Annotated in this window: 24 protein-coding genes and 1 tRNA gene; 2 read left to right on the forward strand and 23 right to left on the reverse strand. The window is 71.0% G+C overall.

The features are described 5' to 3' along the window. The 18 genes from HZB25_01775 to HZB25_01860 all read right to left on the reverse strand — a co-directional run bounded on the left by HZB25_01775 (window position 1) and on the right by HZB25_01860 (window position 16,737). The gene (locus tag HZB25_01775; protein ID MBI5835949.1) at window positions 1-870 is read right to left on the reverse strand and encodes an NAD(+)/NADH kinase; all 870 of its coding nucleotides are present in this window, start codon (window positions 868-870) and stop codon (window positions 1-3) included. Beyond that, window positions 857-2,737 carry a 1-deoxy-D-xylulose-5-phosphate synthase gene (locus tag HZB25_01780; GenBank protein ID MBI5835950.1) on the reverse strand — a complete coding sequence of 627 codons (1,881 nt, stop codon included), beginning with the start codon at window positions 2,735-2,737 and terminating at the stop codon, window positions 857-859. Before HZB25_01780 ends, HZB25_01775 begins: the two co-directional genes overlap by 14 nt. Beyond that, entirely contained in the window at window positions 2,734-3,207 is a 474-nt protein-coding gene (locus HZB25_01785; protein MBI5835951.1) for a divergent PAP2 family protein, read from the reverse strand. Before HZB25_01785 ends, HZB25_01780 begins: the two co-directional genes overlap by 4 nt. A gap of 2 nt (window positions 3,208-3,209) precedes the next feature. After that, the gene (locus tag HZB25_01790) at window positions 3,210-3,986 is read right to left on the reverse strand and encodes a polyprenyl synthetase family protein (GenBank protein ID MBI5835952.1); all 777 of its coding nucleotides are present in this window, start codon (window positions 3,984-3,986) and stop codon (window positions 3,210-3,212) included. Then, window positions 3,961-4,236, reverse strand: coding sequence for an exodeoxyribonuclease VII small subunit (locus HZB25_01795; protein ID MBI5835953.1), 276 nt, complete (start codon window positions 4,234-4,236; stop codon window positions 3,961-3,963). The genes HZB25_01790 and HZB25_01795 overlap by 26 nt, the downstream gene beginning before the upstream one ends. Window positions 4,237-4,259: 23 nt before the next feature. Beyond that, a complete protein-coding gene (xseA, locus tag HZB25_01800; GenBank protein ID MBI5835954.1) occupies window positions 4,260-5,483 on the reverse strand; it encodes an exodeoxyribonuclease VII large subunit in 1,224 nt (407 codons plus the stop codon). Next, on the reverse strand, window positions 5,480-6,373 hold the full coding sequence (locus tag HZB25_01805) for a bifunctional 5,10-methylenetetrahydrofolate dehydrogenase/5,10-methenyltetrahydrofolate cyclohydrolase (protein ID MBI5835955.1): 894 nt from the start codon (window positions 6,371-6,373) through the stop codon (window positions 5,480-5,482). The genes xseA and HZB25_01805 overlap by 4 nt, the downstream gene beginning before the upstream one ends. Beyond that, window positions 6,370-7,158, reverse strand: a complete 789-nt coding sequence (locus HZB25_01810) for a YmdB family metallophosphoesterase (GenBank protein MBI5835956.1) — start codon at window positions 7,156-7,158, stop codon at window positions 6,370-6,372. Before HZB25_01810 ends, HZB25_01805 begins: the two co-directional genes overlap by 4 nt. Window position 7,159: 1 nt before the next feature. Beyond that, complete coding sequence (rny, locus tag HZB25_01815) at window positions 7,160-8,731, reverse strand: ribonuclease Y (protein ID MBI5835957.1); 1,572 nt, start codon at window positions 8,729-8,731, stop codon at window positions 7,160-7,162. 293 nt (window positions 8,732-9,024) lie between these two features. Beyond that, a complete protein-coding gene (locus tag HZB25_01820; protein MBI5835958.1) occupies window positions 9,025-9,375 on the reverse strand; it encodes a cell division protein ZapA in 351 nt (116 codons plus the stop codon). A gap of 128 nt (window positions 9,376-9,503) precedes the next feature. Beyond that, window positions 9,504-9,812: a hypothetical protein gene (locus HZB25_01825; protein ID MBI5835959.1), complete on the reverse strand. Its 309-nt coding sequence runs from the start codon at window positions 9,810-9,812 to the stop codon at window positions 9,504-9,506. 38 nt (window positions 9,813-9,850) lie between these two features. Continuing rightward, window positions 9,851-12,253, reverse strand: a complete 2,403-nt coding sequence (locus tag HZB25_01830) for a phenylalanine--tRNA ligase subunit beta (GenBank protein ID MBI5835960.1) — start codon at window positions 12,251-12,253, stop codon at window positions 9,851-9,853. 9 nt (window positions 12,254-12,262) lie between these two features. Next, entirely contained in the window at window positions 12,263-13,393 is a 1,131-nt protein-coding gene (gene pheS, locus HZB25_01835; protein ID MBI5835961.1) for a phenylalanine--tRNA ligase subunit alpha, read from the reverse strand. 5 nt (window positions 13,394-13,398) lie between these two features. Further along, window positions 13,399-13,755 carry a 50S ribosomal protein L20 gene (rplT, locus tag HZB25_01840; protein ID MBI5835962.1) on the reverse strand — a complete coding sequence of 119 codons (357 nt, stop codon included), beginning with the start codon at window positions 13,753-13,755 and terminating at the stop codon, window positions 13,399-13,401. 12 nt (window positions 13,756-13,767) lie between these two features. Then, window positions 13,768-13,962, reverse strand: coding sequence for a 50S ribosomal protein L35 (rpmI, locus tag HZB25_01845; protein ID MBI5835963.1), 195 nt, complete (start codon window positions 13,960-13,962; stop codon window positions 13,768-13,770). A gap of 20 nt (window positions 13,963-13,982) precedes the next feature. Continuing rightward, window positions 13,983-14,594, reverse strand: coding sequence for a translation initiation factor IF-3 (locus HZB25_01850; GenBank protein ID MBI5835964.1), 612 nt, complete (start codon window positions 14,592-14,594; stop codon window positions 13,983-13,985). A gap of 229 nt (window positions 14,595-14,823) precedes the next feature. Then, window positions 14,824-16,572, reverse strand: a complete 1,749-nt coding sequence (locus tag HZB25_01855; protein ID MBI5835965.1) for a threonine--tRNA ligase — start codon at window positions 16,570-16,572, stop codon at window positions 14,824-14,826. Window positions 16,573-16,660: 88 nt separating this feature from the next. Beyond that, window positions 16,661-16,737, reverse strand: a tRNA-Val gene (locus tag HZB25_01860). 118 nt (window positions 16,738-16,855) lie between these two features. On the opposite strand from HZB25_01860, the gene HZB25_01865 reads away from it, so the two are divergent. Continuing rightward, complete coding sequence (locus HZB25_01865; protein ID MBI5835966.1) at window positions 16,856-17,281, forward strand: twin-arginine translocase TatA/TatE family subunit; 426 nt, start codon at window positions 16,856-16,858, stop codon at window positions 17,279-17,281. Between the two features lie 90 nt (window positions 17,282-17,371). On the opposite strand, the gene aroF is transcribed toward HZB25_01865, so the two are convergent. The 3 genes from aroF to HZB25_01880 all read right to left on the reverse strand — a co-directional run bounded on the left by aroF (window position 17,372) and on the right by HZB25_01880 (window position 21,675). Further along, on the reverse strand, window positions 17,372-18,460 hold the full coding sequence (gene aroF / locus HZB25_01870) for a 3-deoxy-7-phosphoheptulonate synthase (GenBank protein MBI5835967.1): 1,089 nt from the start codon (window positions 18,458-18,460) through the stop codon (window positions 17,372-17,374). Window positions 18,461-18,805: 345 nt separating this feature from the next. Next, entirely contained in the window at window positions 18,806-19,864 is a 1,059-nt protein-coding gene (gene aroC / locus HZB25_01875; protein MBI5835968.1) for a chorismate synthase, read from the reverse strand. Continuing rightward, a complete protein-coding gene (locus HZB25_01880; protein ID MBI5835969.1) occupies window positions 19,861-21,675 on the reverse strand; it encodes a DUF885 domain-containing protein in 1,815 nt (604 codons plus the stop codon). Before HZB25_01880 ends, aroC begins: the two co-directional genes overlap by 4 nt. Window positions 21,676-21,941: 266 nt before the next feature. Here HZB25_01880 and HZB25_01885 point away from each other — a divergent pair, with 266 nt between their 5' ends. Beyond that, on the forward strand, window positions 21,942-23,081 hold the full coding sequence (locus HZB25_01885) for a hypothetical protein (GenBank protein MBI5835970.1): 1,140 nt from the start codon (window positions 21,942-21,944) through the stop codon (window positions 23,079-23,081). Window positions 23,082-23,228: 147 nt separating this feature from the next. Here the strand turns inward: HZB25_01885 and HZB25_01890 are convergent, their stop codons facing one another. Beyond that, window positions 23,229-23,948 carry a hypothetical protein gene (locus HZB25_01890; GenBank protein MBI5835971.1) on the reverse strand — a complete coding sequence of 240 codons (720 nt, stop codon included), beginning with the start codon at window positions 23,946-23,948 and terminating at the stop codon, window positions 23,229-23,231. 495 nt (window positions 23,949-24,443) lie between these two features. Further along, window positions 24,444-25,064: an outer membrane beta-barrel protein gene (locus HZB25_01895; protein ID MBI5835972.1), complete on the reverse strand. Its 621-nt coding sequence runs from the start codon at window positions 25,062-25,064 to the stop codon at window positions 24,444-24,446. Window positions 25,065-25,092 lie beyond the last annotated feature (28 nt).

Below are 25,092 nucleotides of genomic sequence, written 5' to 3' on the forward strand. Positions count from 1 at the left end.
TCAGGCCTTCCAGCCCAGCTTGGCCCTCAGCAGTTCCGGGTAGGAGAAGCCGGGCGGGCGCAGCACCCGCGTGGTGTGGCGCGAGCCGGTGATCGCCAGCTTCTGGCCCGGCGCCAGCGGCAGGCTCTCCTGCCCGTCCAGCACCACCTGCAGTCCGGGCTCGCCGGCCTCCACGGTGACGGTAAGGACCTGCTCCGGGGAGAAGGCCACGGGGCGGGACGAAAGCGTGTGCGGGCAGATCAGGGTGGCGACCAGCACCCGGGTCCCGGGCATCACCACCGGGCCGCCGGCGGACAGCGAGTAGGCGGTTGCGCCCGTCGGGGTGCACACCACCACGCCGTCGGAGGAGAAGTCTCCCAGGCGCTGGCGGTCCAGCGTGAGGCCCAGGCGGATCACCTTGACCGTGTCCACCTGGCGCACGGTGACGTCGTTGAGGGCCACGCCCCGGGCCACCACCCGTCCGCCGCCCGAGATCACGCGCGCCTCCACCATGGTGCGGGAGTCCAGCTCGTAGCGGCCGGCGAGCACCTGGCCCAGGGAGCGCCGGAAGTCGCCGGGCTCGAGCGTGGTCAGGAAGCCGATGTGGCCCACGCGCATGCCCACCAGTGGGATGCGGTGGCGGCAGACCTTGCGCGCGGCGGAGAGGAAGGTGCCGTCCCCGCCCAGCACCAGCACGAAGCGGGCGCGGCGGGCCATCTCGGGCATGGCCGCGGGGCGCACGGATGGGGGCAGGATCCCGGCGTGCTCGGGGAACCCGAGCGCCTCCCAGCCCTGGGCCTTGAGGAAGCGCACCACGGCGGGCAGCATGTGGCGCGCCGCCGCCTTGTGCGGGTGCGGGTAGAGCGCGGCCGCGGGCCTACTTCGCGGCATACTCCCGCCACCGCTCGAGCACCCGCCGCGCGATGCGTTCGGGGGTCAGCCCCACGTCGCGCAGCAGCAGCTCGCGCTTGCCGTGCTGGATGAACTCGTCGGGGATGCCGATGCGGCGCACTTCCACCCCGCTCAGCTCGTTGCGCTCCAGCGCCTCCAGCACGGCGCTGCCGAAGCCCCCGGCCACCGCTGCCTCCTCCACCGTGACGATGCGGCGGAAGCGCCGCGCGTGGTTGACCAGCAGCGCCTCGTCGAGCGGCTTGGCGAAGCGCGCATTCACCACCGTGGCCTGCATCCCCTCGGCCTGCATCAGCTCCGCGGCCTCGAGGGCCCACGCCAGCGCCGGACCCAGCGCCCAGATGGCCACATCGCCGCCCTCGCGGCGCACCTCGGCCTGGCCCCAGGGCACCAGGTGGAAACCGGAGCGGCCCCGGCCGGGCACCGTGGCCCGCGGGTAGCGGACCTCCACCGGGCCGGTCGCCTCGGTGACCGCGGTGTAGAGCATGTCTGCGAACTCCTGCTCGTCCGAGGGCGCCATGAGCGTCAGGTTGGGCACGCAGCGCAGGTACGCGATGTCGAACACGCCGTGGTGGGTGGGGCCGTCGTCGCCGGCGAAGCCGGCGCGGTCCGCGGCGAACACCACCGGGAGGTTCTGCAGCGCGACGTCGTGGAGCACCTGGTCGTAGGCTCGCTGCAGGAACGTGGAGTAGATGGCGCACACCGGGCGTCGCCCCCCCACCGCCATTCCGGCGGCCAGCCCCACGGCATGCTGCTCGGCCATGCCCACGTCGAAGGTGCGGTCCGGGAAGCGCTCCTGGAAGGCGCGCAGCCCGGTGCCCTCCAGCATCGCGGCGGTGACCGCCACCACCCGCGGGTCCTGCTCGGCGATCTCGATCAGGATCTGCGCGAACTCCTGGCTGAAGCTGGGCAGGCCGGCCGGCACGGTCTTGCCGGTGACCTTGTCGAACGGGCCCAGGCCATGGAACTTCACCGGCGCGGCCTCGGCGAAGCCCACGCCCTTGCCCTTCTTGGTGAGCACGTGCAGCAGCACCGGCTCGCGGAAGTCCTTGAGATGCTCGAGGGTGTCCACCAGCAGCGGGATGTCGTGGCCGTCGATGGGGCCGTAGTACTTGAAGCCCAGCTCCTCGAAGATCAGGCCCGGCACCATCAGGCCCTTGAGGCCCTCCTTGATGCGCCGCGCCGCCTCGCGCGCCTTCCCGCCCAGGGGCACCTTGCCCAGCAGGTCGTAGATGTCGGCCTCGATGCGTCGGTAGCCGTGGCTGCTGGTCATGCGCGTGAGGTAGCGGGCCAGCGCGCCCACGTTGGGCGAGATGGACATCTCGTTGTCGTTGAGGATCACCATCATCCGGCGCCCGGTGCCGCCCGCGTGGTTGAGCGCCTCGTAGGCCATGCCCGCCGTCAGCGAGCCGTCTCCGATCACGGCGATCACGTGGTGGTCCTGCCCCGCCAGGTCGCGCGCGGCCGCCAGGCCGGCGGCCGCGGAGATGGACGTGCCCCCGTGTCCCGCGCCGAACACGTCGTGCGGGCTCTCGGCGCGCCGCGTGAACCCGGAGATGCCGCCGTACTGGCGCAGCGTGCCGAAGCGCTCGCGCCGCCCGGTGAGCAGCTTGTGCCCGTAGGCCTGGTGACCCACGTCCCACACGATGGGGTCCCGCGGGGAGTCGAACACCCGGTGCAGCGCGATGGTCAGCTCCACCACGCCCAGGCTGGGGCCGAGGTGCCCCCCGGTCTCCGAGACCACCCGCAGGATCTCGTCGCGCAGCTCCTGCGCGAGCTGCGCCAGCTGGTCCAGGGTGAGCGGGCGAAGGTCCTGGGGAGACTGGATCGAGTCCAGCAGTCGGGTCATCCGGTGCGACCTCCGAGCGTGTACCAGCAGAGGGTGAAGGCCACGCCCAGCAGGGCGCCCACCAGCACTTCGAACGGCGTGTGGCCGAGGAGCTCCAGCAGCCGCATCTCGACCAGGTGCTTGTCGTGGCGATAGTGGCTGTCGATCAGCCGGTTGAGCAGCATGGCGTGCCGCCCGGCGGCGCGGCGCAGGCCGGCGGCGTCGTACATCACGATGAGGCTGAAGTATACCGTGACCGCGAAGATCACGGAACCGAATCCCTCGCGCAGGCCCACCGCCGTGGACAGCGCCGCCACGCCCGCGGAGTGCGAGCTGGGCATGCCCCCGGTCTCCACCAGGCGCCGGAAGTTGAAACGGTGCTCGCGCGCGCTGCTGGCGAGGAACTTGAACAGCTGCACCAGGAAGCCGCACAGCACCGCCACCCAGAGCGGGTCCAGGTGCTCGTGCGAAAGCGGACGCGGCAGGGCCATGGTCACGACCTCCGGGACTCGATGAACGCCACCAGTCCCTCCCACTCGGCCCGGCGCGCGGGCAGCGCCCGCGCCTGCCGCAGGGCATTCGCGCACAGCCGCCCCAGTGTCCGGCGGGCGCCGGCCTCGCCCAGCGCGCGGGGCAGCGTGGCCTTGCGCCGCGCGGCGTCGCTGCCGGCGGCCTTGCCCAGCTGCGCGGCGGTGGCGGTGGCGTTGAGCAGGTCGTCGCCGGCCTGGAAGGCCAGCCCCAGCGTCTCCCCCAGCCGGCCCAGCCGCTCCAGCTGCCGCGCCGGCGCGCCGCCCCAGATCGCGCCCAGGCGCGCGGCGGCGCCGAGCAGCGCGGCGGTCTTCAGCGCGTGGATGCGGCGCACGGAGACGGCGGTGGCGGGACGGCCCTCGCCGAGCATGTCGAATACCTGGCCGCCGATCATCCCGCGCGAGCCCAGGGCGGAAGCCAGCACGCGGACGGAGGTCTCGCGACGTGCGCCTTCGGACCGGCCTCCCGCGTCCCCCAGGGCCCCGAAGGCCAGGGTGTGCAGGGCGTCGCCGGCCAGCAGGGCCACGGCTTCCCCGAACTTGCGCCCGCCCACGGTGTCGTAGGCCAGCCACGCCAGCGCCGGGCGGATGCGCTTGCCCGGGCCCAGCGCCGCGTAGCGCATGGCCCGGTGCAGCTCCCGCGGCGGTTGGGACGCCGGCGGCAGCAGCCGCAGCAGCTCCCGCTGCGCGCGTCGCGCGGCGGAGGCTCGGTAGCGCTCAAACGTCGTCGTTGGGCTCGTCATCCTCGAGGGGTTCCAGCTCCGTCGTGCCGTCGGCCTGCTCCACGAGCACCTGCACGCGCTTCTCCGCCTCCTCGAGGCGCGCGGCGCACAGGCGGGCGAGCTGCATGCCCTCCTCGAAGGCGGCGAGGCTCTTCTCCAGGGGCAGTTCCCCCGCCTCCAGCCGGGCCACCAGCGCCTCCAGCCGTTCGAGCGCCTGTTCGAAGGGAATCTCGGGCGGCGCCGATTCCGCGCCCTTTGCCTTCTCCGCCATGCTACGTCCTCCCGGGGCCCGCTTCAAGGCGCGCCCTCCACGGTCTCCACGCGCGCGCCGGCCCGCCCGTCGCGGAACACCAGTCGCACGGCGTCGCCGGGCGAGAGGGCCGCCGCCGACGCCACCGGCAGCCCCGCGGGCGCCGATTCCACGTAACAGAAGCCGCGCTGCAGCACCCGCGACGGCGAGAGGGCCCCAAGTCGCGCCCGTGCCCGGCCCAGGGCGTCGCCGTGCCGTGCCAGCCGCTCTCCCACGGCCCGGCCCAGGCGCCGCTCCAGCTCGTCCACGGTCTGCATGCGCTGCGCCACCAGGTCGCGCGGGCGGCCCAGCGCGTAGCTGCGCTGCAGCGCGCGCAAGGTGAGCCGGCGCTCCGCGACGGCCGAGAGCACTCCGCGGACCAGCCGCCCGCGCGAGTGCGCCAGGTGCCGCAGGTGCTCGGCGCGCTCCGGCACCGCCCGTTCCGCGGCCGCCGAGGGGGTGGGGGCGCGCAGGTCGGCGGCGAAGTCGCACAGGGTGACGTCGGTCTCGTGCCCCACCGCGGAGACCACCGGGATCGCCGAGGCGGCCACCGCCCTCACCACGGACTCCTCGTTGAAGGCCCACAGGTCCTCGAGGGAACCGCCGCCGCGCGCCACGATCAGGACGTCGGCCGCACCGGCGCGGTTGAACAGCTCCACGCCGCGGGCCACGTCGGCGGCGGCGCCGGCCCCCTGTACTTGGACGGGGCAGAGGATGATCCGGATGCCCGGCCAGCGCCGGCGGGCCACGTGCACGATGTCGTGGAGCACCGCGCCGCCCGCGGAGGTGACCACCCCGAGGCGCGCGGGGTAGCGCGGCAGCGGCCGCTTGCGGGCCTCGTCGAACAGCCCCTCCGCCTGCAGCCGCGCCTTCAACTCCTCGAAGCGGCGCTGCAGCTCACCCAGGCCCGACTCGGCCAGCTCGTCCACCACCAGCTGGTAGGAGCCGCGCGTCTCGTAGATGGTGAGCCTGCCGGTGGCCTCCACCTGCAGGCCGTCGGCGGGCCGGAAACGGAGGCGGCGCGCGTTGGCCTTGAACAGGGCGCAGCGCAGCACGCAGCGGCCGTCCTTGAGGTCGAAGTACATGTGGCCCGAGGCGGAGTGGTGGTGGAAGCCGCTGATCTCGCCCCCCACGCGCACCGAGGGGAAGGTCTCGTGCAGCACCCGCTGGGCGAGGGTGTTGATCTCGGTGACGGTGTAGACGCGGCGGCTGTCGGCCGGCGCGCTCACGCGAGACTCCGCTCGCACGCGGTCACGGCGTTCTGCAGCAGCATGGCGACGGTCATCGGGCCCACTCCGCCGGGCACCGGGGAGAGCCACGCGGCACGGGCGGCCACGCTGGCGGCGTCCACGTCCCCCACCAGTCGCATCTTTCCGGGGCGCCCTGGATCGGGCTCGCGATGAATGCCCACATCCACCACCACGGCGCCCTCGCGGATCATCTCCGCGGTGAGCGCGCGCGGGATGCCCGCGGCCATCACCACGACGTCGGCCGACCGGGTGTAGCGCGCGAGGTCGCCGCTGCCGGTGTGGCACAGCGTCACGGTGGCGTTCACGTCGCGAAGGCTCAGCAGCGTGGCCAGCGGCCGGCCCACGACGCGGCTGCGCCCGATCACCACCACGTGGCGGCCGGCCAGGGGCACTTCGTGGTGGCGCAGCAGCTCCAACACCCCCAGCGCGGTGCACGGCCAGAACCCGCCCTCGCCGAGCGTGGCGCGGCCCACGTTCATGGGATGGAATCCGTCGAGGTCCTTCTCCGGCGCCACCGAGCGCAGCGCGGTGCTCTCGTCCCAGCCGGACGGCAGCGGGAGCTGCACCAGGTAGCCGTGCACTTCGGCATCCGAGTTGAGCTTCGCGATCCGGCTCAGCAGCGAAGGATGGCCGGCCTGCGGGTCCAGGGCCTCCAGCCGCGCCTGGAATCCCATCGCCTCGGCGGCCTGCAGCTTCTTGCGCACGTACACGTCGGAGGCGGGCATGTGGCCCACCTGCACCACCGCGATCCCCGGGGTGACGCCCCGCGCGCGCAGCGCGTCCACGCGGGCCTGCACCCGCCCCCGGACGGCCGCGGCGGCGGCCTCGCCGTCGAGGCGCTTCGCCGGCCCCTCGCCCGTCGGGTTCATTTCAGCAGCGGCTCCTTGAACGCCTGGATGGAGCGGGCCCGGCCGGTCTTCTCGTCCACGTCCACCACGGCGCCGTGCATCCAGACGTCGCCGCTCGCGGGCTGGAAGCGCACCGGCAGCTGGTTGCGGAAGCGCGCCAGCGCGAGGTCCTTCTCCACGCCGATGATGGAATCCTGCGGGCCGGTCATGCCCGCGTCGGTGAGGAACGCCGTCCCGCCGGGCAGGATGCGGGCGTCGGCGGTCTGCACGTGGGTGTGGGTGCCGATCACCGCGCTGACGCGGCCGTCCAGGTGGATCGCCAGCGCCAGCTTCTCGGAGGTGGCCTCGGCGTGGACCTCCACCAGCCTCACCCTCGCGTCGCGCCACTCCGGGCGCGCCAGCTCCTCGTCGATGGCGCGGAAGGGATCGTCCAGCGGCGCCATGAAGGTGCGGCCCAGCACGTAGGCCACGCCAAAGGTGGCGCCGGAGTCGGTGCGCCACACCGCCGAGGTGGCACCCGGGGTGCCGGGCGGGAAGTTGACCGCCCGCAGCAGGCGCGGGTTGCGGGCGATGAAGTCCACGATCGCCTTCTGCGCCCACAGGTGGTTGCCGCCGGTCACCGCGTCGGCGCCGGCCCCCCACAGTTCCTGGGCGTTCTCTGGGGTGAGCCCGTAGCCGCCGGCGGCGTTCTCGCCGTTCACCACCGTGACGTCAATGTCCCGCTCGCGCTTCACGCGGGGCAGGCGTGCGCGCACCGCGGCCCCGCCGGGCGCGCCGAAGACGTCGGCGACGAACAGGATCCGCATGCTACTTCGCGTATTCCACGGCGCGCGTCTCGCGGATCACCACGACCTTGATCTGGCCGGGGTACTCCAGCTCGTGCTCCACCTTGCGCGCGATCTCCCCCGCCAGCAGCTGCGCGCGGGCGTCGTCCACGTGCTTGTGCTCCACCATGATCCGGATCTCCCGGCCCGCCTGGATGGCGAAGGACTTCTCCACGCCCGGGAACGAGTCGGCGATGGTCTCCAGCTTCTCGAGGCGCTTCACGTAGGTCTCCAGCGACTCGCGCCGCGCCCCGGGGCGGGCGCCGGAGATGGCGTCGGCGGCCTGAACCAGCGCCGCGGTGAGGTACTGCGGGTTGAAGTCCTCGTGGTGATAGGCGATGGCCTCCACCACCGGGCCGGGCTCGCCGTACTTCTCCCCCAGGTTCTTGCCGATGGCCGGGTGCGAGCCCTCCATCTCGTGGTCCACGGCCTTGCCGATGTCGTGGAACAGGCCGGCGCGCTTGGCCATCTGGTTGTCGAAGCCGATCTCGGAGGCCATGATCTCGCACAGGTGGGCGACTTCCTTGCTGTGCTCGAGGATGTTCTGGCCGTAGCTGGTGCGGAAGCGCAGCCGGCCCAGCAGGCGCACCATCTCGGGGTGCACCCCGGCGATGCCCAGGTCCAGCACGGTGCGCTCGCCGGTCTCGAGGACCTCCTCGTCGAGCTTCAGCCGGGTCTTCTCGACCACTTCCTCGATCCGTCCGGGGTGGATCCGGCCGTCGGCGATCAACTGCTCGAGCGAGCGCCGGGCCACCTCGCGCCGGATGGGGTCGAAGCCCGAGATCACCACCGCCTCGGGAGTGTCGTCGATGATCACGTCAATCCCGGTGGCGCGCTCGAAGGCGCGGATGTTGCGCCCCTCGCGCCCGATGATGCGGCCCTTCATCTCGTCGCCGGGCAGGTTCACCACCGAGACGGTGCTCTCCGCGGTGTGCTCCGCCGCGGAGCGCTGGATGGCCAGGGTGACGATCTTGCGCGCGTCGCGCTGGGCGTCGCGCTGGGCGGTCTCACGGATCTCGACCACGCGGCGGGCCGCCTCGTGGCGCGCCTCGCTCTCCATGTTGGCGATGAGCTGCTGCTTGGCTTCCTCGGCGGTGAAGTGGGCGATGCGTTCCAGGCGGGCGTTCTGTTCCTGCACCAGCCGGTCGAGGTCGGCCTGCCGGCTGTCCAGGGCGGATTCCCGCACGGCCAGGTCCTTCTCGCCGGTGCGCAGCGTGCGCTCCTTCTTCTCCAGCAGGTCCACCTTGCGCAGCAGGTTGTTCTCGCGCTCGTCCAGCCGCTTCTCGCGCGCGGCGATCTCGGCGTTCTGGCGCGACATGTCCTTCTCGTGCTGCTGCTTGGCCTGGTAGGCGTGCTCCTTGGCCTCCAGCAGCACCTGGCGCTTCTGGGTCTCGGCCTCCCGGGTGGAGTCCTCCAGCAGCTTCTGGGCGTCGCGCCGGGCGTTGGCCAGGCTCTTCTCCCCGAAGTTGCGGCTGACGAGGAAGCCGACGAAATAAAAGACGAGGGCGCCGACAGCGAACCCCAGCGCCCCATACAAGATCATGGTCGGATTCATAGGTCAGACCCCTCCGGGTCCAGGAGCCCCGCGATCAGTCCGGCGGGCAAAAGAAAAACCCCGCCGGTGTGCCGTGAGTGAAGGTCCTGAGCCAGATACCCCAAAAGCGGGCATCCCCCCCGCTGGTTCGCGCCCCCGCCTTGCGGCGGGCACCACTACGCAGCCGGAGTTAGGACGATCCTCGATCAGTGTTGGCTCAAAGACACTGTACCAGCACGGGCACGGCAGGGCTTTTCAATCTCGTTTCGATCCGGATTGCGGACCGGCGTTCGTCCTCCTCGGAAGTCCGGGCCTTATGCCTGAGGCTCCATGTCGATCCGGGCGGTCGCGCGTTTCGCAGCGCCCGCCGGAGCGCCGGAGAGGGTGGCCACCAGCAGTTCCTCCAGGTGTTCCGCGCGGTCGCGGACCTCCTGGGTCGCGCGCTGCCGTTCATCCCGCTCGCGGAACAGCTCGTCTGCGATGTTCAGCGAGGCCAGGATGGCCACCTGCGAGAGCGAGGGCAGCGCGAGCCGCTCGTTGATCTCCCGCATCTTCTGGTCCACGTAGGCGGCCACGCGGGTGATGTACTCGGGGTCCGCCTGGCCGCGGATGTTGTACTCGTTGCCGAAAACCTCGATGCGAACGGTTCTTGTGTTTTCCGGCATCGTGGATCGTCTTCCTCAAGCGGTCCGCGAACTCCAAGGCGGCAGCCGCAGCGTGCCGCGCCCGCAGGCACGACAATGTTCCGGTGACGCAGGAACTTTCTGTATTGGAAAGGGAGAGCCGGGAGCCGCTAATGCGGCACGCCCGTCTTCTCCTCCTCGACCGCCCGCAGCTTTTCGAGCATCTGCTCGACCCGGCGGGCCAGGGCGATACGTTCCTCGGAAAACTTCGCCAGGCGCGATTCCGCGTCCTGGTTGCGCTTGCGGAGCTCGTCGGCGCCGCTGGCGGCCGACTCGGTCACCCGGAGCTTGGCTTCCAGCTCGTCCCTGGAACGCCGCAACTCGTCACGCTCGGCGCGGAGCTGCTGGATAAGCTCGGCGGCCTGCTGGATGCGGCCTTCGAGCCGCTCGAGGTCCATGGCGGGAAGCTCCTGTTGCATGTGTGTTCACCTCTGGGCTTGCGCCCGGGGCGCCGGCTTCAGGTCCGCAGCCGCGCGGCGTGGCGCTCTTCCAGCCGTCGCACCACGCGGGTCAGCGCGGCGTCCACCTCGGCGTCCGAAAGGGTGCGCTCGGCGCTCTGGAATTCCAACGAAAACGCGAGGTTCTTGAGCCCGGCCGCGACCCTCTCCCCCGCGTACACATCGAACAGGCGGACCGCCTTCAGCAGCGGACCGGCGGCCTCGGCGATGGCGTCCTCCAGCGTTCCGGCCTCGGCTCCGAGGTCCACGAGGAACGCCAGGTCCCGCTTCACCCCGGGGAACCGCGGCCAGTCGCGGAAGCGGCCCGCGGGCCTGGAGGCCCGCTCCAGGGCGGCGACGTCGAGCTCCGCGAGGAAGGTGGCACCTGGAATCTCGAGGTGCTCGAGCGCGGCCGGATCGGCTTCGCCGAACCAGCCCAGGCGCTCCTCTCCCGCGCGCAGCTCCGCCGCGCGTCCCGGCCTGAATCCGGCCCCATCGTAGGCCACGCTGCGCGGCGTGTCAATGCGCAACGCCCCCAGCGCGGCCTCGAGAATGCCCTTGAAATCGAGGAAATCCGCGCTGTCCGCCCCCAGGCCGAACCCGGACGCGTGTCGCGCGCCGTGCAGCGCCAGGCCCAGCGTGAGCGGCTCGTCGGGCAGAGGCCCGTCGGAGCGCAGGAACACGTGGCCGAGCTCGAACAGCCGCACGTCGCGGCGGCCGTGGCGCGCGTTGTGGCTCACCGCGCGCAGCAGGCCCGGCAGCAGCGACGGGCGCAGCAGCGAGTACTCCCGGCTCAGCGGGTTGGCCAGCGCCACGGGCTCCCGGCGCGCCTCGGGTGGCAGCACCGGGGCGTGCTTCAGGTCGTCCGGGCCCAGCATGGACGGGCACTGCCCCTCGTGGAAGCCCAGTCCGAACAGGGCCCCGCGCAGGTGGTCCCGGAAGATCTCCTCCGGCCGGCGCGACCCGAAGATCGCGGTGACCGAGCCGGGAATCTCGGGAATCGAGTCATAGCCGACGTGCCGGGCGATCTCCTCCACCAGGTCGATTTCGGCAGTCACGTCGGTTCGCCACCCCGGCACGCGCACGGCGATCGGCGGGGCCTCCCCGGCGCCCGGCTCCACTTCGAATCCGAGCGCCCGCAGCGGCGCCTCCAGCCCCGCGCGGTCCAGGTCGAGCGACAGCATCCGGCGCGCCCGGTCGGGGCGCAACTCCACGCGGCGGCGCTCGCAGCGGCCCGGCCAGGCGTCCAGCTTTCCGGGCAGCACGCGCCCGCCGGCCACCTGGGCCAGCAGCTGCGCGACGCGGTCCAGAGCCTCCGGTACCGCCTCCACGTCCGTGCCGCGCTCGAAGCGCCGCCCGGCCTCGGAGGCCAGCCGCAGCTTGTGCGCCCCCTGCCGCACTCGGGCGGCTCCAAAGGTGGCGCTCTCCAGCAGCACCCGGTTCGTGCCTGCGGTGACTTCGCTGGGCTCGCCCCCCATCAGCCCGGCCAGCGCCAGCGGGCCCTCGGCATCGGCGATCAGCAGCGCCTCGGGCGGCAGCTCGCGGTCCACGCCGTCGAGCGTGCGGAGCTTCTCTCCCGCGCGGGCGCGGCGCACCCGCAGCCGGCCACCGCGCACCTTGGAGAGGTCGAACGCGTGGATGGGCTGGCCCAGCTCCAGCATGGTGAAGTTGGTGGCGTCCACCACGTTGTTGATGGAGCGCATCCCCAGCGCCTCCACGCGGCTGCGCAGCCACTGCGGGGACGGCCCCACGGTGAGGCCCTCCACCACGCGGGCCGCATAGCGCGGGCAGTCGGCGGGATCCTCGATCTCCACGGCGGCCACCCCGGGCAGCGGGGCGTCGTCCGGGGGCAGCGGCTTCAGCGGCGACACCAGGTCCACGCCGAGCGCCGCGGCCACCTCGCGCGCCAGGCCGCGCACGCACAGCGCGTCGCCGCGGTTGTGGCTCACGTCCACCTCGAGCAGCGTGTCGTCCAGGCCGGCCGCCTTCGCGAAGTCCTGGCCCGCGGGCAGCGAGGGGTCCAATTCCAGGATCCCGGCGTGCTCCTGGGAGAGCTCCAGCTCGCGGGCCGAGCACATCATGCCGTTGGAGACCACGCCGCGGATCTTGCTTTTCTTGAGCACGCCGCCGGGCAGGACCGCGCCCTCCACCGCCAGCGCCACGGTGATGCCGGCCCGGGCGTTGGGGGCGCCGCACACGATCTCCAGCACGCCGCTGCCGGTGTCCACCTTGCACAGGCTCAGCCGGTCGGCGTTGGGATGCGGGGCGCGCTCCACCACCTTGCCCACGATCACGCCCGAGAAACGCGCGCGGGGCTGCACCGAGTCCACCGGGAAGCCGCGCGCGGTGAGCAGCTCCGCGAGCCGGTCGGGCGGGGGCGCCGTGGGCACCCATTCCTTCAGCCACTGGTACGAGAGGAGCATGGTCGTGTCCTAGAACTGTTCGAGGAACCGCAGGTCGTTCTCGAGGAAGTAGCGAATGTCGGGGATCGCGTGCCGGAGCATCGCGATCCGGTCGTAGCCCATCCCGAACGCGAACCCGGTCCACTCCTCGGGATCGATCGCCACGGACCGGAAGACATTCGGGTGCACCATGCCGCAGCCCAGGATCTCCATCCAGCCCGAGCCCTTGCACACCCCGCAGCGCGCGGGTGCCTCGGGCGTGCCGGCGCGCCCGGTCCCGCCGCAGAGGATGCACGACACGTCCATCTCGCCGCTGGGCTCGGTGAACGGGAAGTACGAGGGGCGGAAGCGGGTGCGGGTGGCCTCGCCCAGGAAGCGGCGGGCGAACGCGGACAGGGTGCCCTTGAGGTGGGCCATGGAGACCCCGCGGTCCACGTACAGTCCCTCGATCTGGTGGAATTCCGCCGCGTGGGTGGCGTCCAGCTGCTCGGCCCGGTACACGCGGCCGGGGAACAGCATCCGCAGCGGCGGCTGGCGGCTCTCCATCACCCGGATCTGCACCGGCGAGGTGTGCGTGCGCAGCAGCGAGCCGCCCTCGACGAACAGCGTGTCGTGGGCGTCGCGCGCGGGGTGGTGCGGGCCGAAGTTGAGCGCGGAGAAATTGTGGTGGTCGTCCTCGACCTCGGGCCCCTCCGCGGTGGAGAAGCCCATGCCCAGGAAGATCTCCACGATCTCGTCGCGGACCTGGTTCAGGATGTGCGGCCGCCCGGTGAAGAACCGGCGGCCGGGCAGGGTGACGTCGAAGGCGGGCCGTCCGCCCGCGGCGGAGCTTCCGAGCGACGCGCGGCGTTCCTCCACCGCGCCCGTCCAGGCGCCCCGGCAGCGGTTGGCCAGCGCGCCCAACCGCTTGCGCTGGTCCGGGGGAAGCTGGCCCACCGAGCGCAACAGCAGGTTGAGCACGCCCTTCTGCTTCATCAGGCGCAGCTCCACCAGGTCCAGCCCGGGGGCGTCGCCGGCGGCGGCCAGCGCCTGCGAGCCCGCGCCCGCCAGCGCCTCCACCGCAGCGTCCAGTTCATCCCAACCGCGGGCGGGGTCGGCGAGCAGCCCGTCGAGGGCCGCCCGGACCCGGTCTTCCGCCTGGTCGAGGACGCTCGCCGGCATCGGGATCAGGCGTGGGCGGAGCGGGCCACTTCGACCAGCTGGGTGAACCCGGCGGCGTCCTTCACCGCGAGCTCGGCCAGGATCTTGCGGTCGATCTCCACGTTGGCCAGGCGCAGGCCGTGGATCAGCGCGTTGTACGTGATCCCGTTCATCCGTGCGGCGGCGTTGATGCGCTGGATCCACAGGGCGCGGAACTCGCGCTTCTTGGTGCGACGGTGCTCGTAGGAGTAGCGCAGGGCGCGGAACAGCGTCTCGCGCGCGGTCTGGTAGAGGCGGCTGCGGCCCCCGAAGTTGCCCTTGGTCTGCTTGAGCACCTTGCGGCGCTTGGCGCGGCCCGGGACAACGGTTTTGGCTCTCGGCATGGTCTTCTCCCCTTACATTCCCAGCAGCCGACGCGCGCGCTTCGCGTCGCCCGGCTTCAGGACGACGGAACCGCCCAACTGGCGCTTGTTCTTCGAGGTCTTCGAGGTCAGCAGGTGGCGCTTGCGGGCCTGGTTGCGCACCACCTTGCCGGTGCCGGTCACGCGGTAACGTTTCGCCGCCGCGCGGTTGGACTTCATCTTGGGCATGATCGAACCTTCCTTCTGGATTACTCCGGCTTCGGCGCCGCGGGCCTCGCCGGCACCGCCGCCGGCGCCTCCGCGTGCTCGCCTTCGCCTTCGCGCGGCTTGGGCTTGAGCCCCGGCTTGGGGATCAGGACCATGACGAGAATCCTGCCTTCCATGCGCGCCGGCATCTCCACCTGGCCCACGTCGGCCAGGTCGGCGGCGACGCGCTGGATGATCTTGTGGCCGAGTTCCTGGTGCGCGAGCTCGCGTCCCCGGAACGTGAGCGAGACCTTCACCTTGTCCCGCTCCGAGAGGAACTGGCGCGCGTGGTTCACCTTGAACAGGTAGTCGTGCTCCTCGACCTTCGGACGGAGCTTGACTTCCTTCATGCGCGTCACGTGCTGGTGCTTTTTCGCCTTGCGCGTCCGCTTGCTCTGCTCGTACTTGAATTTCCCGTAGTCCATGATGCGGCACACGGGGGGACGCGACGTGGGCGAAACCTCCACCAGGTCCAGCCCCGCGCTGCGCGCCATTTCCAGGGCTTCGTACGTGGGGAGAAGGCCGACCTGCTGGCCGTCGGCACCGACCACCCGGACCTGCGGGACCCGGATGCGGTCGTTGATGCGCACTTCGGCTTGTTTGGCGATGGGCAGTACCTCCTGCTCGGGGTGGCCCCGGCGGGGAGCGCAGCCGGGGAAAACAAAAGGGCGAGGGTAGTCCTACCCCTCGCCCACGGGCGTTCCAGTCCAAATCCATCGCTGTCGATGATTCGAACCCTGAAGGCGTCCAGGCGCCCGGGGGTGAGGGCTCCTCCGGCGCGCGCCGCGCCCGGGCCCTACTTTCAAGTGCCTCAACGGCTTCGCCGCGAGACATCAAGGAATACTAGGCCTTCGCCGCAACCTCGGCAAGGACTTTTTTCGCCCACTCGGCGGGGGTGGTCACCCCCTCCTGGCCCCGGCGCTTGTGGCGCACCGAGACCTGGCCGGCCTCCGCCTCCCGCTTGCCCACCACCAGCATGTAGGGCACCTTCTGCAGCTCCGCGTCGCGGATCTTGTGGCCGATCTTCTCGGGCCGGCGGTCGATTTCCACCCGCAGTCCCTGCGCCCGCAGCTCCGTCGCCACGCCCTCCGAATACGGCAGCAGGTCGTCGTTCATGGGCAGGATCATGGCCTGCACCGGCGCCAGCCACACCGGGAACTCCGCGGCCACGTGCTCGATGTAGTTGCCCACGAAGCGCTCCATGGAGCCCAGCAGCGCCCGGTGGACCATGATCACCTCGTGGTCCTTGCCGTCGGCCGCGGTGTAGGTGACGTCGAAGCGCTTGGGCAGGTTCAGGTCCACCTGGATGGTGGGACACTGCCACTCGCGGCCGATGGCGTCGGTGAGCTTCACGTCGATCTTGGGGGCGTAGAAGGCGCCCCCGCCCTCGTCCACTTCGTAGGGCAGGCCCCGGCGATCCAGGGCGCTCACCAGCGCGGCGGTGGCCAGGTCCCACTCCTGGTCGGTGCCCAGGTAGTGGTCCTTCGGGCGCGTGGCCAGGAACACCTTGTACTCGTAACCGAACGCCTTGAGCAGGGTGTCCATCAGCTCCAGCACCCCTTCGATCTCGGCCGGAAGCTGCTCGGGGGTGCAGAAGATGTGGGAGTCGTCCTGGGTGAAGCCCCGCACCCGCTGCATTCCGTGCAGCACGCCGGAGCGCTCGTAGCGGTACACCGTGCCCAATTCGGCGTAGCGCACCGGCAGGTCACGGTAGCTCCACTTGCGGGTCTGGAAGATCTTGATGTGCGCGGGGCAGTTCATGGGCTTCACCCGGTAGGGCTGGCCCTCGATGTCCATCGCGCCGTACATGAGATCCGCGTAATTCTCCAGGTGCCCGGAGGTCTGGTAGACCTTCTCGCTGGCGATGTGGGGGGTGTACACCAGCTGGTAGCCGCGCTTGAGGTGCTCGTCCTTCCAGAAGGTCTCGATCAGGTGGCGCACCATGCCCAGCTTGGGGTGCCACAGCACCAGCCCGCCGCCGACGTCCTCGTGGATGGAGAACAGGTTGAGCTCCCGGCCCAGCTTGCGGTGGTCGCGTCGCGCGGCCTCCTCCAGGCGGTGGAGATAGTCGGCCAGCGCCTCGGGGCTGTCCCACGCGGTGCCGTAGATGCGCTGGAGCATCTCGTTCTTCTCGTCGCCCAGCCAGTAGGCGCCGGCCAGCCGGGTGAGCTTGAACGCCGGGATGCGCCCGGTGCTCTCCACGTGCGGACCGCGGCACAGGTCCAGGAAGGGACCGTTCTTGTAGTAGGTGACCTTCTCCCCCGACGGGATCTCGTGGATGAAGTGCAGCTTGTAGCGCTCGCCCTGGCCCTCGAAGCGCTTCAGCGCCTCGTCGCGGGCGGCCTCCATGTACTCGAACGGCTGGTCGGCCTTGACGATCTCGCGCATCCGGGCCTCGATCTTCTCGAGGTCCTCGGGCGTGAACGGCGTGGGACGCGCGAAGTCGTAGTAGAAGCCGTCGTCCACCGGCGGGCCGCCGGCGACCTTGGTCTCGGGGAACAGCTCGGTGACGGCGGTGGCCATCACGTGCGCACAGCTGTGCCGGATGCGGTACAGCTGCTCCTCGCGCGGGTTCTTGAACGTCTGCTGCACGAGACCTCCCGGGGCTGCCTTACGAAGAGGCCCGGCACCCCGTCCGCCGGTTGCTGCGGCGACGGCGCTCCGGGCCGGGGCAGGCAAGTGGTGGGCGATAGTGGACTTGAACCACTGACCCCCTGCATGTCAAGCAGGTACTCTAACCAGCTGAGCTAATCGCCCTGAAAGTGATTCGGGGGAAATCTAGCAATTCCCTGCCCGATGTCAAGTTGGGCGCGCCGTGCTAGGCTCGGCCCCGGAACCGGTCGCGGCACCCCACTCACCACGGAGCAGTCTCGAGATGTTCGACATCGGCGGCAGCGAAGCCCTGATCATCGTGCTGGCCATCCTCCTGCTCTTCGGCGCCAAGAGGATCCCCGACCTGGCCCGGTCCATGGGTGCGGGGATCCGGGAGTTCCGTCGCGCGATGGCCGACATCAGCACCGAGGTCCAGAACGCGACCAGCGTGGATCCCGCGCCGCCCCACCGTTCGCTCGCGCCGGTGCTGCCGCCCCCGGAGAGCTCCCTGCCGCAGCTGACCACCATCCTCGAGGAACAGCGGGCCGCGCGCGAAGGTGTCGCCGGAGCGCCGCCGGCCCCGGACGCCTCCGGGCCGCAGACCGGGGCTCCCGGTCCCGCGAGCGCCGCGAACCCGGCGCTTCCCACGAACCCGGCGGATCCCGCCGGCCCGGCAGCGCCCGCCGGCCTGTCCGGCCCCACGAAGTAGATCCCACCCGCGCCTTCGGGCGTCACGGGCGGCGAAGTTCCCACAAGAGACGCGGAAATCGTGGATGCGGACCCAGGCTGCGCGGGCCGCTCAGGCGATGCGGCTGGAGGACGGCTTGCTGCCCGCGGCGCCGGGCCCCGCCGCGCGTGTGCCGCGCGGCCGGGGTGCCAGGGTGCGGCCCGCTGCGGGGGCGATCACCCGCAACTTGTCGGCCAGTTCGGCGAACTGGCCCGGGAACAGCGACTGCGCGCCGTCGCACAGCGCGGTGTCGGGGTCCGGGTGGACTTCGATCAGCAGCCCGTCCGCGCCGGCGGCCACCGCCCCCATGGCCAGCGGCGGCACCTTGGCCCGGATCCCGATGGCGTGGCTGGGGTCCACGATGATCGGCAGGTGTGACAGCTTGTGGATCACCGGGATGGCGGAGATGTCTAGGGTGTTGCGGGTGTAGGGCTCGAAGGTGCGGATGCCGCGCTCGCACAGCATCACGTCGTGGTTGCCGCCGGCCATCACGTACTCGGCCGACATCAGCCATTCCTCGATGGTGGCGGAGAGCCCGCGCTTCACCAGCACCGGCTTGCGCGCCTTGCCCAGCTCCCGCAGCAGCGCGAAGTTCTGCATGTTGCGCGCGCCCACCTGGAAGATGTCAATGTAGGGCAGCATCAGCCCGATCTGGCTGGGGTCCATCACCTCGCTGATCACGGCCAGGCCGAAGCGGTCGCCGGCGCGGCGCAGGATCTTGAGGCCCTCCTCCCCCAGGCCCTGGAACGAATACGGGGAGCTGCGCGGCTTGAACGCGCCGCCGCGCAGGATCTTGGCGCCGGCGGCCGCCACGCTCTCCGCGGCGGACATGGTCTGCGCCTCGCTCTCCACGGTGCACGGCCCGGCCATCAGGATCACCTCGGGCCCGCCCACCAGGGCCTCGCCCGCGCGGATCACGCTGTTCTCGGGATGGAAGGTGCGGCTGGCCAGCTTGAAGGGCTCGGTGACGCGGTGGGCTTCCACCACTCCGGGCATGACCTCGAAGTCCCGGGGGTCCACCGACTTGGTGTCGCCCAGGGCGCCGATGACGGTCTTGAGCGCGCCCTCGGAACGGAACAGGTGCAGCCCCATCGCGGCGAGGCGCGCCTCCACGCGCAGGACGTCCTCACGGGAACAGTCGGGGCGCATCACGATGACCATGTCGTCGGGCTCCGTCTCCCGGCGCGCGCCGGGAAAGTGAAAAACCCACCTGAACCTTGCCCAGGTGGGTCGAGTACACGGTGTGGAAAACCTTCGGCTACCGTGCAGCCCCCACCGGGAGGTGCCACCAGGCAAAATAGGTGTAGCCGTAGCCGGACGAGTTCCGCATCGTATTTCCAAGCTCCTTCGTTCATATAAGAATACCCGGCATCCGGCCGCGCTGTCAAGGTGGCACGCCGTGGTTTCACAGTCAATTGGGCTCCGGCGGGCACATCGGGCGCCACGCTCCGGCGCGCGCGAAGGCAATCGCCGCGACCCGCCGGGGGAAGATCCGCATGCGCGGATCTAGCCCAGGGCGCGGACCGTCTTCTGCACCAGCCACGCGTCGGCCAGCGTGAGGGCCATCATGGCCTCCGCCACGGGGACCACGCGCGGGCACACGCACGGGTCGTGTCGCCCCTCGGTGACCACGGTGATTTCCCGGCCCGCGGTGTCCACGCTCGCCTGCGGCACCCGCAGCGAGGACGTGGGCTTGATCGCTAGGCGCATCACGATGTCCTGGCCGGTGCTGATCCCGCCGAGGATCCCGCCGGCGTGGTTGGACCGGAAGCCCGAGGCGTCCATCGCGTCGTGGGCCTGCGAGCCGCGCAGCCGCGTGGCTTCGAACCCGTCGCCGATCTCGACGCCCTTGATGGTCCCGATGGACATCATGGCCATGGCCAGCACCGCGTCGAGCTTGTCCATCACCGGGTCCCCGAGCCCCGCGGGCACGTTTCGCGCCACCACCTCCACGATCCCGCCCACCGAGTCGCCCTCCTCGCGCAGCGTGACCAGCAGTTCGGCCATGCGCGCGGCGGCTTCGGCGTCGGGTGCGCGCACCACGTTGCGCTCCGCCTCCTCGTAGTCGCGGCGGACCGCCTCGATGTTGCCGATGCGGGTGGTGTACGCCTGCACCGCCACCCCCTCGGGCTCCAGCATGCGCCGGGCGATGGCTCCGGCGGCCACGCGGCACAGAGTCTCGCGGCCCGAGGCGCGCCCGCCGCCGCGGTGGTCACGATGCCCGTACTTCACGAAGTACGAGAAGTCCGCGTGTCCCGGCCGGAACACCTCGCGGATGGCGTCGTAGTCCTTCGACTGCGCGTCCTGGTTGCGGACCAGGAAGCCGACCGGCGTGCCGGTGGTGATGCCCTCGAACACACCCGAGAGAATCTCCACGCGGTCCGCCTCCTGGCGCTGCGTGGTGACGGCGCTCTGGCCGGGCCGGCGGCGGTCCAGGTCGCGCTGCAGGTCCTCGCAGCGGAGCGGGAGGCCGCTGGGCACGCCCTCCACCACCCCGCCCAGCGCGGGGCCGTGGGACTCGCCGAAGGTGGTGACGCGCAGGACGCGTCCGAAGGTCGAGCTCATTTGGCGGTGGCTCCCATGGGCGTAAGGTCGCGGATCCGGTCCGGCGCCGGGACCCGCCCGATCCAGTCGCGGGCGATCCAGGCCACCGGGATGGAACCGTAGGATAGCAGCCGGTCGTGGAACTTGCGCTCCGAGAAGGCGCGGCCCTCGCGGCGGCGCACCTCGTCCTTGAGCGCCAGGATCATGCTCTTGCCCAGCAGGTAGCTCATGGGCTGCGTGGGGTCGATCACGTAGCGCGACACTTCCGAGGCCACCGTGGAGGTGTCGCGGCTCACGCCCTTCATCAGGACCACCGCTTCCTCGTAGGTCATGCGCCCGCAGTGCAGCTTCGCGTCGATCAGCACCCGCGCCGCCCGGAAGCGCATGCCGCCGAGCACGCGGGGCAGCCACCGGAGGCTGTCGGAGCCATAGACCCCGTGGCGTCCCATCAGCTCCTCGCAGTAGAGCGCCCAGCCTTCCACCAGGGTGTTGTCCTGGCAGAAGCGGCGCGTGAGCGAGCCGCGGCGCTTGGCGATGCTGAGCTGCAGATGATGCCCCGGGTAGCCCTCGTGCAGCGCGCCGCCGCGCAGCCGGCGGTTGAGCATGCCGTTGTACAGATTGTCCCGGTTGGCCGGGGTCAGCGTGTCGGGCAGCGCGCTGCCCAGGTAGTAGGTGCTGACGGTGGTGGTGTCCAGCGGCAGCGGCGGCTGCATCGCCTGGCCCGGGGTGGTGGCGCGCATGCTCGCGGGCGTGGGCACCAGCACCATCGGTCCGATGTCGGCGGGAATGGTCACCAGCCGTCGCCGGCGCACGAACTCGCGCATGGAGTCCACTTCGGCGCGGTAGGAAGCCAGCAGTTGTTCGCGGGTGAAACCCTGTGGCGCCCGGACGGGCGGCGGGTCGGTCACGTTCAACTCGCGGCGACGGGCTTCGAGCGACGCCATCCCGGCCCGGATCTCGCCGAACCAGCGTTCCCCCAGCTCAGCCAGCCGCGGACCGTCCAGGTCCAGGCCGAAGACGTGGCGGAGCCGCCAGGTGTAGTTCGCCTCGCCCAGGGCGTAGTCGTTCCCTCCCTGCTCCCCGAGGTCATCCAGCTTCTCCCGGTATCCGGAAATGCCGTCGGACGCCGCCACGATGGCCGCCTGCAGGCTGTCTCGCAGAGCCTTCGGGGCGCCCCCGGCCCATCGCGGCAGCGAGGCCTGCAGCAGCGAAGGGAATTCCTGCAGCTGGCGGTCGGCGATGGCGCAACCCAGCGCCGGCGGGCGGGCGAGGTTGGCCTTGGCCTGCCCCAGGAGCCGGGGCACGGCGTGCAGGCGCGCGATCATGAGCCGCACCTGGCGCTCGCGCGGCCCGTAGGGATGCACCAGCAGGACCTCCACCGCGGTCTGCACCACGGTGGCGTACATGGCGGGGGAATGGACGTGGGCGCGCTCCACTTCCAGCACCCGCAGACGGGCCTCCAGCAGGCCGGCCAGCAGCTCGCGGTCGAGCCGCCGCTCGCGCGAGAGGTCCGACGGCCGCATGGCGCGCACCTCGCGCCACAGGGCCCCGAGGGCCCGCGCGTCGCGGCGGACGGCGGCCGGGGCGTAGTCGGGCAGCAGGCCGTCGTACTCGTGCAGCCCGGCCATGGAGGCGGCGACGGGGTCGGAAGCCGCAAGACGGCCGATCGCCCTGCGCTCCAGGTTCGCGAAGGCGGGCTCCCCCGGTGGGATGGCCGTGGCGGGCGCACCAGAGGCCGCGGCTGCGACGGAGGCCGCGGGCGCGACGAAGGCCGCGATCGCGATGGCCAATGCCGCTCCGGCCAGCCGGTTCGCCCCGATGCTGTCTCGCATGCGAATCCTCCCGCGGCCCCGGCCGCTCCCCGTGGTCGACGCACCCTCCGCGCGAACCGCGGGGGCCGAGCGGCAAGAGTAGGCCCGGACCGCCCGAAGAGCAAGCCGGAGCATAGCTTGGCCTTGACAGTCATCCCGTGTTACGCGAGTGTTACACGATCGCATGCGCTGCGCGGAGCCGCGGGACGGGCCGCGAGCGGCAGTCCCGCGCGGGACCGCCATCGCGGCGGCCTACGCGCGCAGGGTTGGATCAGGGGGATCCTCGCATGTGGAAAACCACCGCCGGGAGCACCGGTCGTCTCCTGCAGCTTTGCTTCGGCTACTTCGGCTTCTACGTCCTGACCGGCGTCCTGGTGAAGTACTTCACCGCCCTCCGTTCGCCGAAGCTCACCGACATCGACTACCTCTTCAACAACACCCTGGGCGGCAGCGTGTTCGCCCTGGCAGTGGTGTTCCTGCTGGGCTGGTTCCGGCTCAAGTCGAACCGCATGGTGCGCTGGGGCCCGGTGAGCTTCCCCAGCGAGGTGCTCTACATCCTGCCCTCGGGCATCTGCACCGCGGTGGTGATCCCCACCACCACGCTCATGTACACGCTGCCGATTTCGGTGATGGTGGCGATGGTCATCATGCGCGGCAGCATCATCGTGATCAGCAGGCTGGTGGACGAGCTCCAGATCCGCCAGGGGATCCTGCGCAAGCGGGTCTACGCCGAGGAAAACTGGGCGGTGGTGTTCGCGCTGCTCGCGGTCTCCACCAATGTGCTCCTGCTGCCGCTCGTCGGTTCGCTGGAGCAGCGCGGGTGGCACGTCGCGAAGCCGCTGGGCCTGGCTTCGGCGCTGGGCAGGGACCATTTCGACTTCCTGCGCTCCGCCCCGGCGCTGATCATCATGGGGCTCTACATCGCCGCCTACGCCATCCGCATCTACATCATGAACTACTACAAGAACACCCGGGGCAAGGGCGTGAAACTGGACAACCAGGGCTTCCTCGCGGTGGAGCAGATCTTCGCCAGCCTGAGCATGCTGGCGCTGGGTTTCTTCTTCTACCATTCCCCGGATTGGTTCGGCTGGGTGGACCGGCGCCTGGTGGACTTCCGCGACGCGGTGCACCACCCCGACCTCCTCCCCATCCTCTCGGGCGTGCCGTACGGGGCGGTGGCGTTCTTCTCGGTGTTCATTTTCATGTTCAAGGGCCGCACCGCCACCTTCGCGGGGCTGGTCAACCGGCTGACCTCGCTCCTGGCGGGCACCGCGGCCACCCTGCTGCTGTGGATGTTCTTCCCCGGCTCCAAGTTCCCCTCCGCGCAGGACTGGGTCTCGGTGCTGTTCATCCTGGTGGCGGTGTACTTCCTGACCCGCGCCGAGAAGCTGCGCACCGCGGAGCTGGCCCGCACGCGGGAGGCCTGAGGCGCCCGCGACGGCGGGGGCGCCCGTGCGCTCCGCCGCCCGGCCGCCGCCGGCACCCATGGTCCGGCACCCCGGGGCGCGCGGGGCGCAACGACGAGGGGGCGGGCATGGCCCGCCCCCTCGTCGCTTTCGCCGGATCCGCCGGGGCTACTTCCGCTTCTTCATCTGCTCCCACAGCCGCCCGAAGGTGTCCTCGAGGGCGGGGCCCAGCTTGGCCGGATCGTCGGTCTTCTCCGGTTCGTTGGGGAACACCGAGTAGGGCACCTGGTGGCCCTTGATGTTGATGAAGCCGTTGAGCCCCGGCGCCAGCTTGTCCCAGTCGTTGACCTTGTAGTAGTAGTCCATCTTCTCGTCCGGCAGCGAGTGGAACAGGATGCTGTCGGCCTGGTCGGGACGGAACCGGCGGCGGTTCTTGCGGCACGACTCCTCGTAGGACACCTGGATGTACACGATGCCCGCGCGCTTGAGCACTTCCTCGCCCAGGTAGGAGAACGCCTCCTCGAAGCCCTTCTCCCCGCCGCGCGCGAACTCGATGATGGTGGTGTGCCTGTCGTGATAGGCCGGGTCCCGAGCCAGCTTCTTGCGGTATTCCAGGTCCAGCCGCTCGATGTACAGGTTCCACACGAAGGGGTCCTTGAAGTAGTAGTCCTTCGTGGTCAGCAGCCGCTCCTTGCCGTTCCTTTCGAGAATATCATCGACCTCGAACGTCTCCCAGACGTACAGGAAGTCGTCCAGTTCCTCGAAGGGCGCGATGTGGAAGCGCTTCCGGCGGTCGTCGTCGGAGGCCTTCTTCAGGTAGTCGATGACCTCGCTCTTGCCGGCCGCCGGCCGCCCGATGAGGATGATGACGTCGAAATGGTCCCGCATTCTCCCTCCTCCTGCTCCCCAGGGCGGCCGCCGTTACGGCCGCCCGGATTTCCCGCCGCGCATGCGTCCGGCGCGGGCCGGCGGCGCGTGGACGTGGCTCCTGTTTCCGAACCGGCGCAGTGTAGCAGAGGCGGGGGCGGATCGAACAGGCGAAGGGGCTCAGGCGAAAGACCCGGGGGGTCGACCCAGGCCATGGCGCGCCCGGGCGCGCGGCACCGACGGCACCGGAATTGGCTCTTACGGGGAAAGAGCAGTCCGACTGTGCCCCCGTCCACCGTGGTGCAGGCTCCGGCATGCACCCCGGAATCTGTTCCGTGGCAAGTATATCGCGCCGCCATCCCCCTCCCTGTCGGCACGGCGCCGGGCGCCGCGTCGCGCGGATCGGGGGACGGCGGACTCCAGCCACCTGGGGCCAGCGCGAGCGCCCGTTCTGTCGAGCGATCTTCGGGCGCGGCCCCAGCGAGGGGCGGCCATTCGGCCGCCCCTCTCCATGGGCTAGAACAGGATCCCGAAGGTGACCGGGACGTACCGGATGGTCTTGGTGTCGATCACCCCCCGGTCCGTGTAGACGTTGTCCACCCGCCCCTCCGCGAACAGCGAAATACGCCCCAGGGCCACGGTCACTCCCGCTCCTCCGTTGATCCCGAACCGGGTGCTGGTTTCGGATCCTTCGCCCTCGCCCTCGTGCGAGGTCTTCACGCTGTAGGCCCCCAGTCCGGCGATCAGATAGGGGTGCACCGGCCCGAGCGAAATGAAGTCCCACTGGGCCATCGCCAGCCCCGAGATCAACTGCTGGTCCCCGGAAACGTGCACGCTGGCGCTGTCCAGATTGAAGCGCTGCAGCCCCACCTCGGCGCGGGCGGAGAACGGCAGGCCCGGCACCTTGAGACGCGCGAACGCCTTGAGGTTCATCCCGGTCTTGAACGCGGACTTCACGTCGGAGACCGGCACGGTCACTCCCCCGCCCACGCCGAACATCAGCGGTCGCGTCATGGCCGATGCCGACTGCGCCGCGCTGCGCACGGGCAGGGCCGCGAGTGCGACCAGGATCAGCAGGGCCGGGACCGCGGCAAGAGCCGGCCCGCGGAAGGGTCTGGTTCGGGTGGTTCGCATCATGGGTTCCTCCGTCAGGGGATCGGGACCG

The organism is Candidatus Eisenbacteria bacterium (assembly GCA_016235265.1).
Classification (GTDB): Bacteria; Eisenbacteria; RBG-16-71-46; order RBG-16-71-46; family JACRLI01; genus JACRLI01.

Coding starts and splice junctions, on each gene's coding strand:
- HZB25_01820 (MBI5835958.1), bottom strand. CDS start 9,375: ATGCCGGAAAACACAAGAACCGTTCGCATCGAGGTTTTCGGCAACGAG.
- rplT (MBI5835962.1), bottom strand. CDS start 13,755: ATGCCGAGAGCCAAAACCGTTGTCCCGGGCCGCGCCAAGCGCCGCAAG.
- rny (MBI5835957.1), bottom strand. CDS start 8,731: ATGAATCCGACCATGATCTTGTATGGGGCGCTGGGGTTCGCTGTCGGC.
- HZB25_01880 (MBI5835969.1), bottom strand. CDS start 21,675: ATGCGAGACAGCATCGGGGCGAACCGGCTGGCCGGAGCGGCATTGGCC.
- HZB25_01810 (MBI5835956.1), bottom strand. CDS start 7,158: ATGCGGATCCTGTTCGTCGCCGACGTCTTCGGCGCGCCCGGCGGGGCC.
- rpmI (MBI5835963.1), bottom strand. CDS start 13,962: ATGCCCAAGATGAAGTCCAACCGCGCGGCGGCGAAACGTTACCGCGTG.
- HZB25_01790 (MBI5835952.1), bottom strand. CDS start 3,986: ATGACGAGCCCAACGACGACGTTTGAGCGCTACCGAGCCTCCGCCGCG.
- HZB25_01785 (MBI5835951.1), bottom strand. CDS start 3,207: ATGGCCCTGCCGCGTCCGCTTTCGCACGAGCACCTGGACCCGCTCTGG.
- HZB25_01895 (MBI5835972.1), bottom strand. CDS start 25,064: ATGATGCGAACCACCCGAACCAGACCCTTCCGCGGGCCGGCTCTTGCC.
- HZB25_01885 (MBI5835970.1), top strand. CDS start 21,942: ATGTGGAAAACCACCGCCGGGAGCACCGGTCGTCTCCTGCAGCTTTGC.
- HZB25_01865 (MBI5835966.1), top strand. CDS start 16,856: ATGTTCGACATCGGCGGCAGCGAAGCCCTGATCATCGTGCTGGCCATC.
- HZB25_01890 (MBI5835971.1), bottom strand. CDS start 23,948: ATGCGGGACCATTTCGACGTCATCATCCTCATCGGGCGGCCGGCGGCC.
- HZB25_01805 (MBI5835955.1), bottom strand. CDS start 6,373: ATGAACCCGACGGGCGAGGGGCCGGCGAAGCGCCTCGACGGCGAGGCC.
- aroF (MBI5835967.1), bottom strand. CDS start 18,460: ATGGTCATCGTGATGCGCCCCGACTGTTCCCGTGAGGACGTCCTGCGC.
- HZB25_01830 (MBI5835960.1), bottom strand. CDS start 12,253: ATGCTCCTCTCGTACCAGTGGCTGAAGGAATGGGTGCCCACGGCGCCC.
- HZB25_01780 (MBI5835950.1), bottom strand. CDS start 2,737: ATGACCCGACTGCTGGACTCGATCCAGTCTCCCCAGGACCTTCGCCCG.
- HZB25_01795 (MBI5835953.1), bottom strand. CDS start 4,236: ATGGCGGAGAAGGCAAAGGGCGCGGAATCGGCGCCGCCCGAGATTCCC.
- aroC (MBI5835968.1), bottom strand. CDS start 19,864: ATGAGCTCGACCTTCGGACGCGTCCTGCGCGTCACCACCTTCGGCGAG.
- HZB25_01775 (MBI5835949.1), bottom strand. CDS start 870: ATGCCGCGAAGTAGGCCCGCGGCCGCGCTCTACCCGCACCCGCACAAG.
- pheS (MBI5835961.1), bottom strand. CDS start 13,393: ATGCCGGCGAGCGTCCTCGACCAGGCGGAAGACCGGGTCCGGGCGGCC.
- HZB25_01825 (MBI5835959.1), bottom strand. CDS start 9,812: ATGCAACAGGAGCTTCCCGCCATGGACCTCGAGCGGCTCGAAGGCCGC.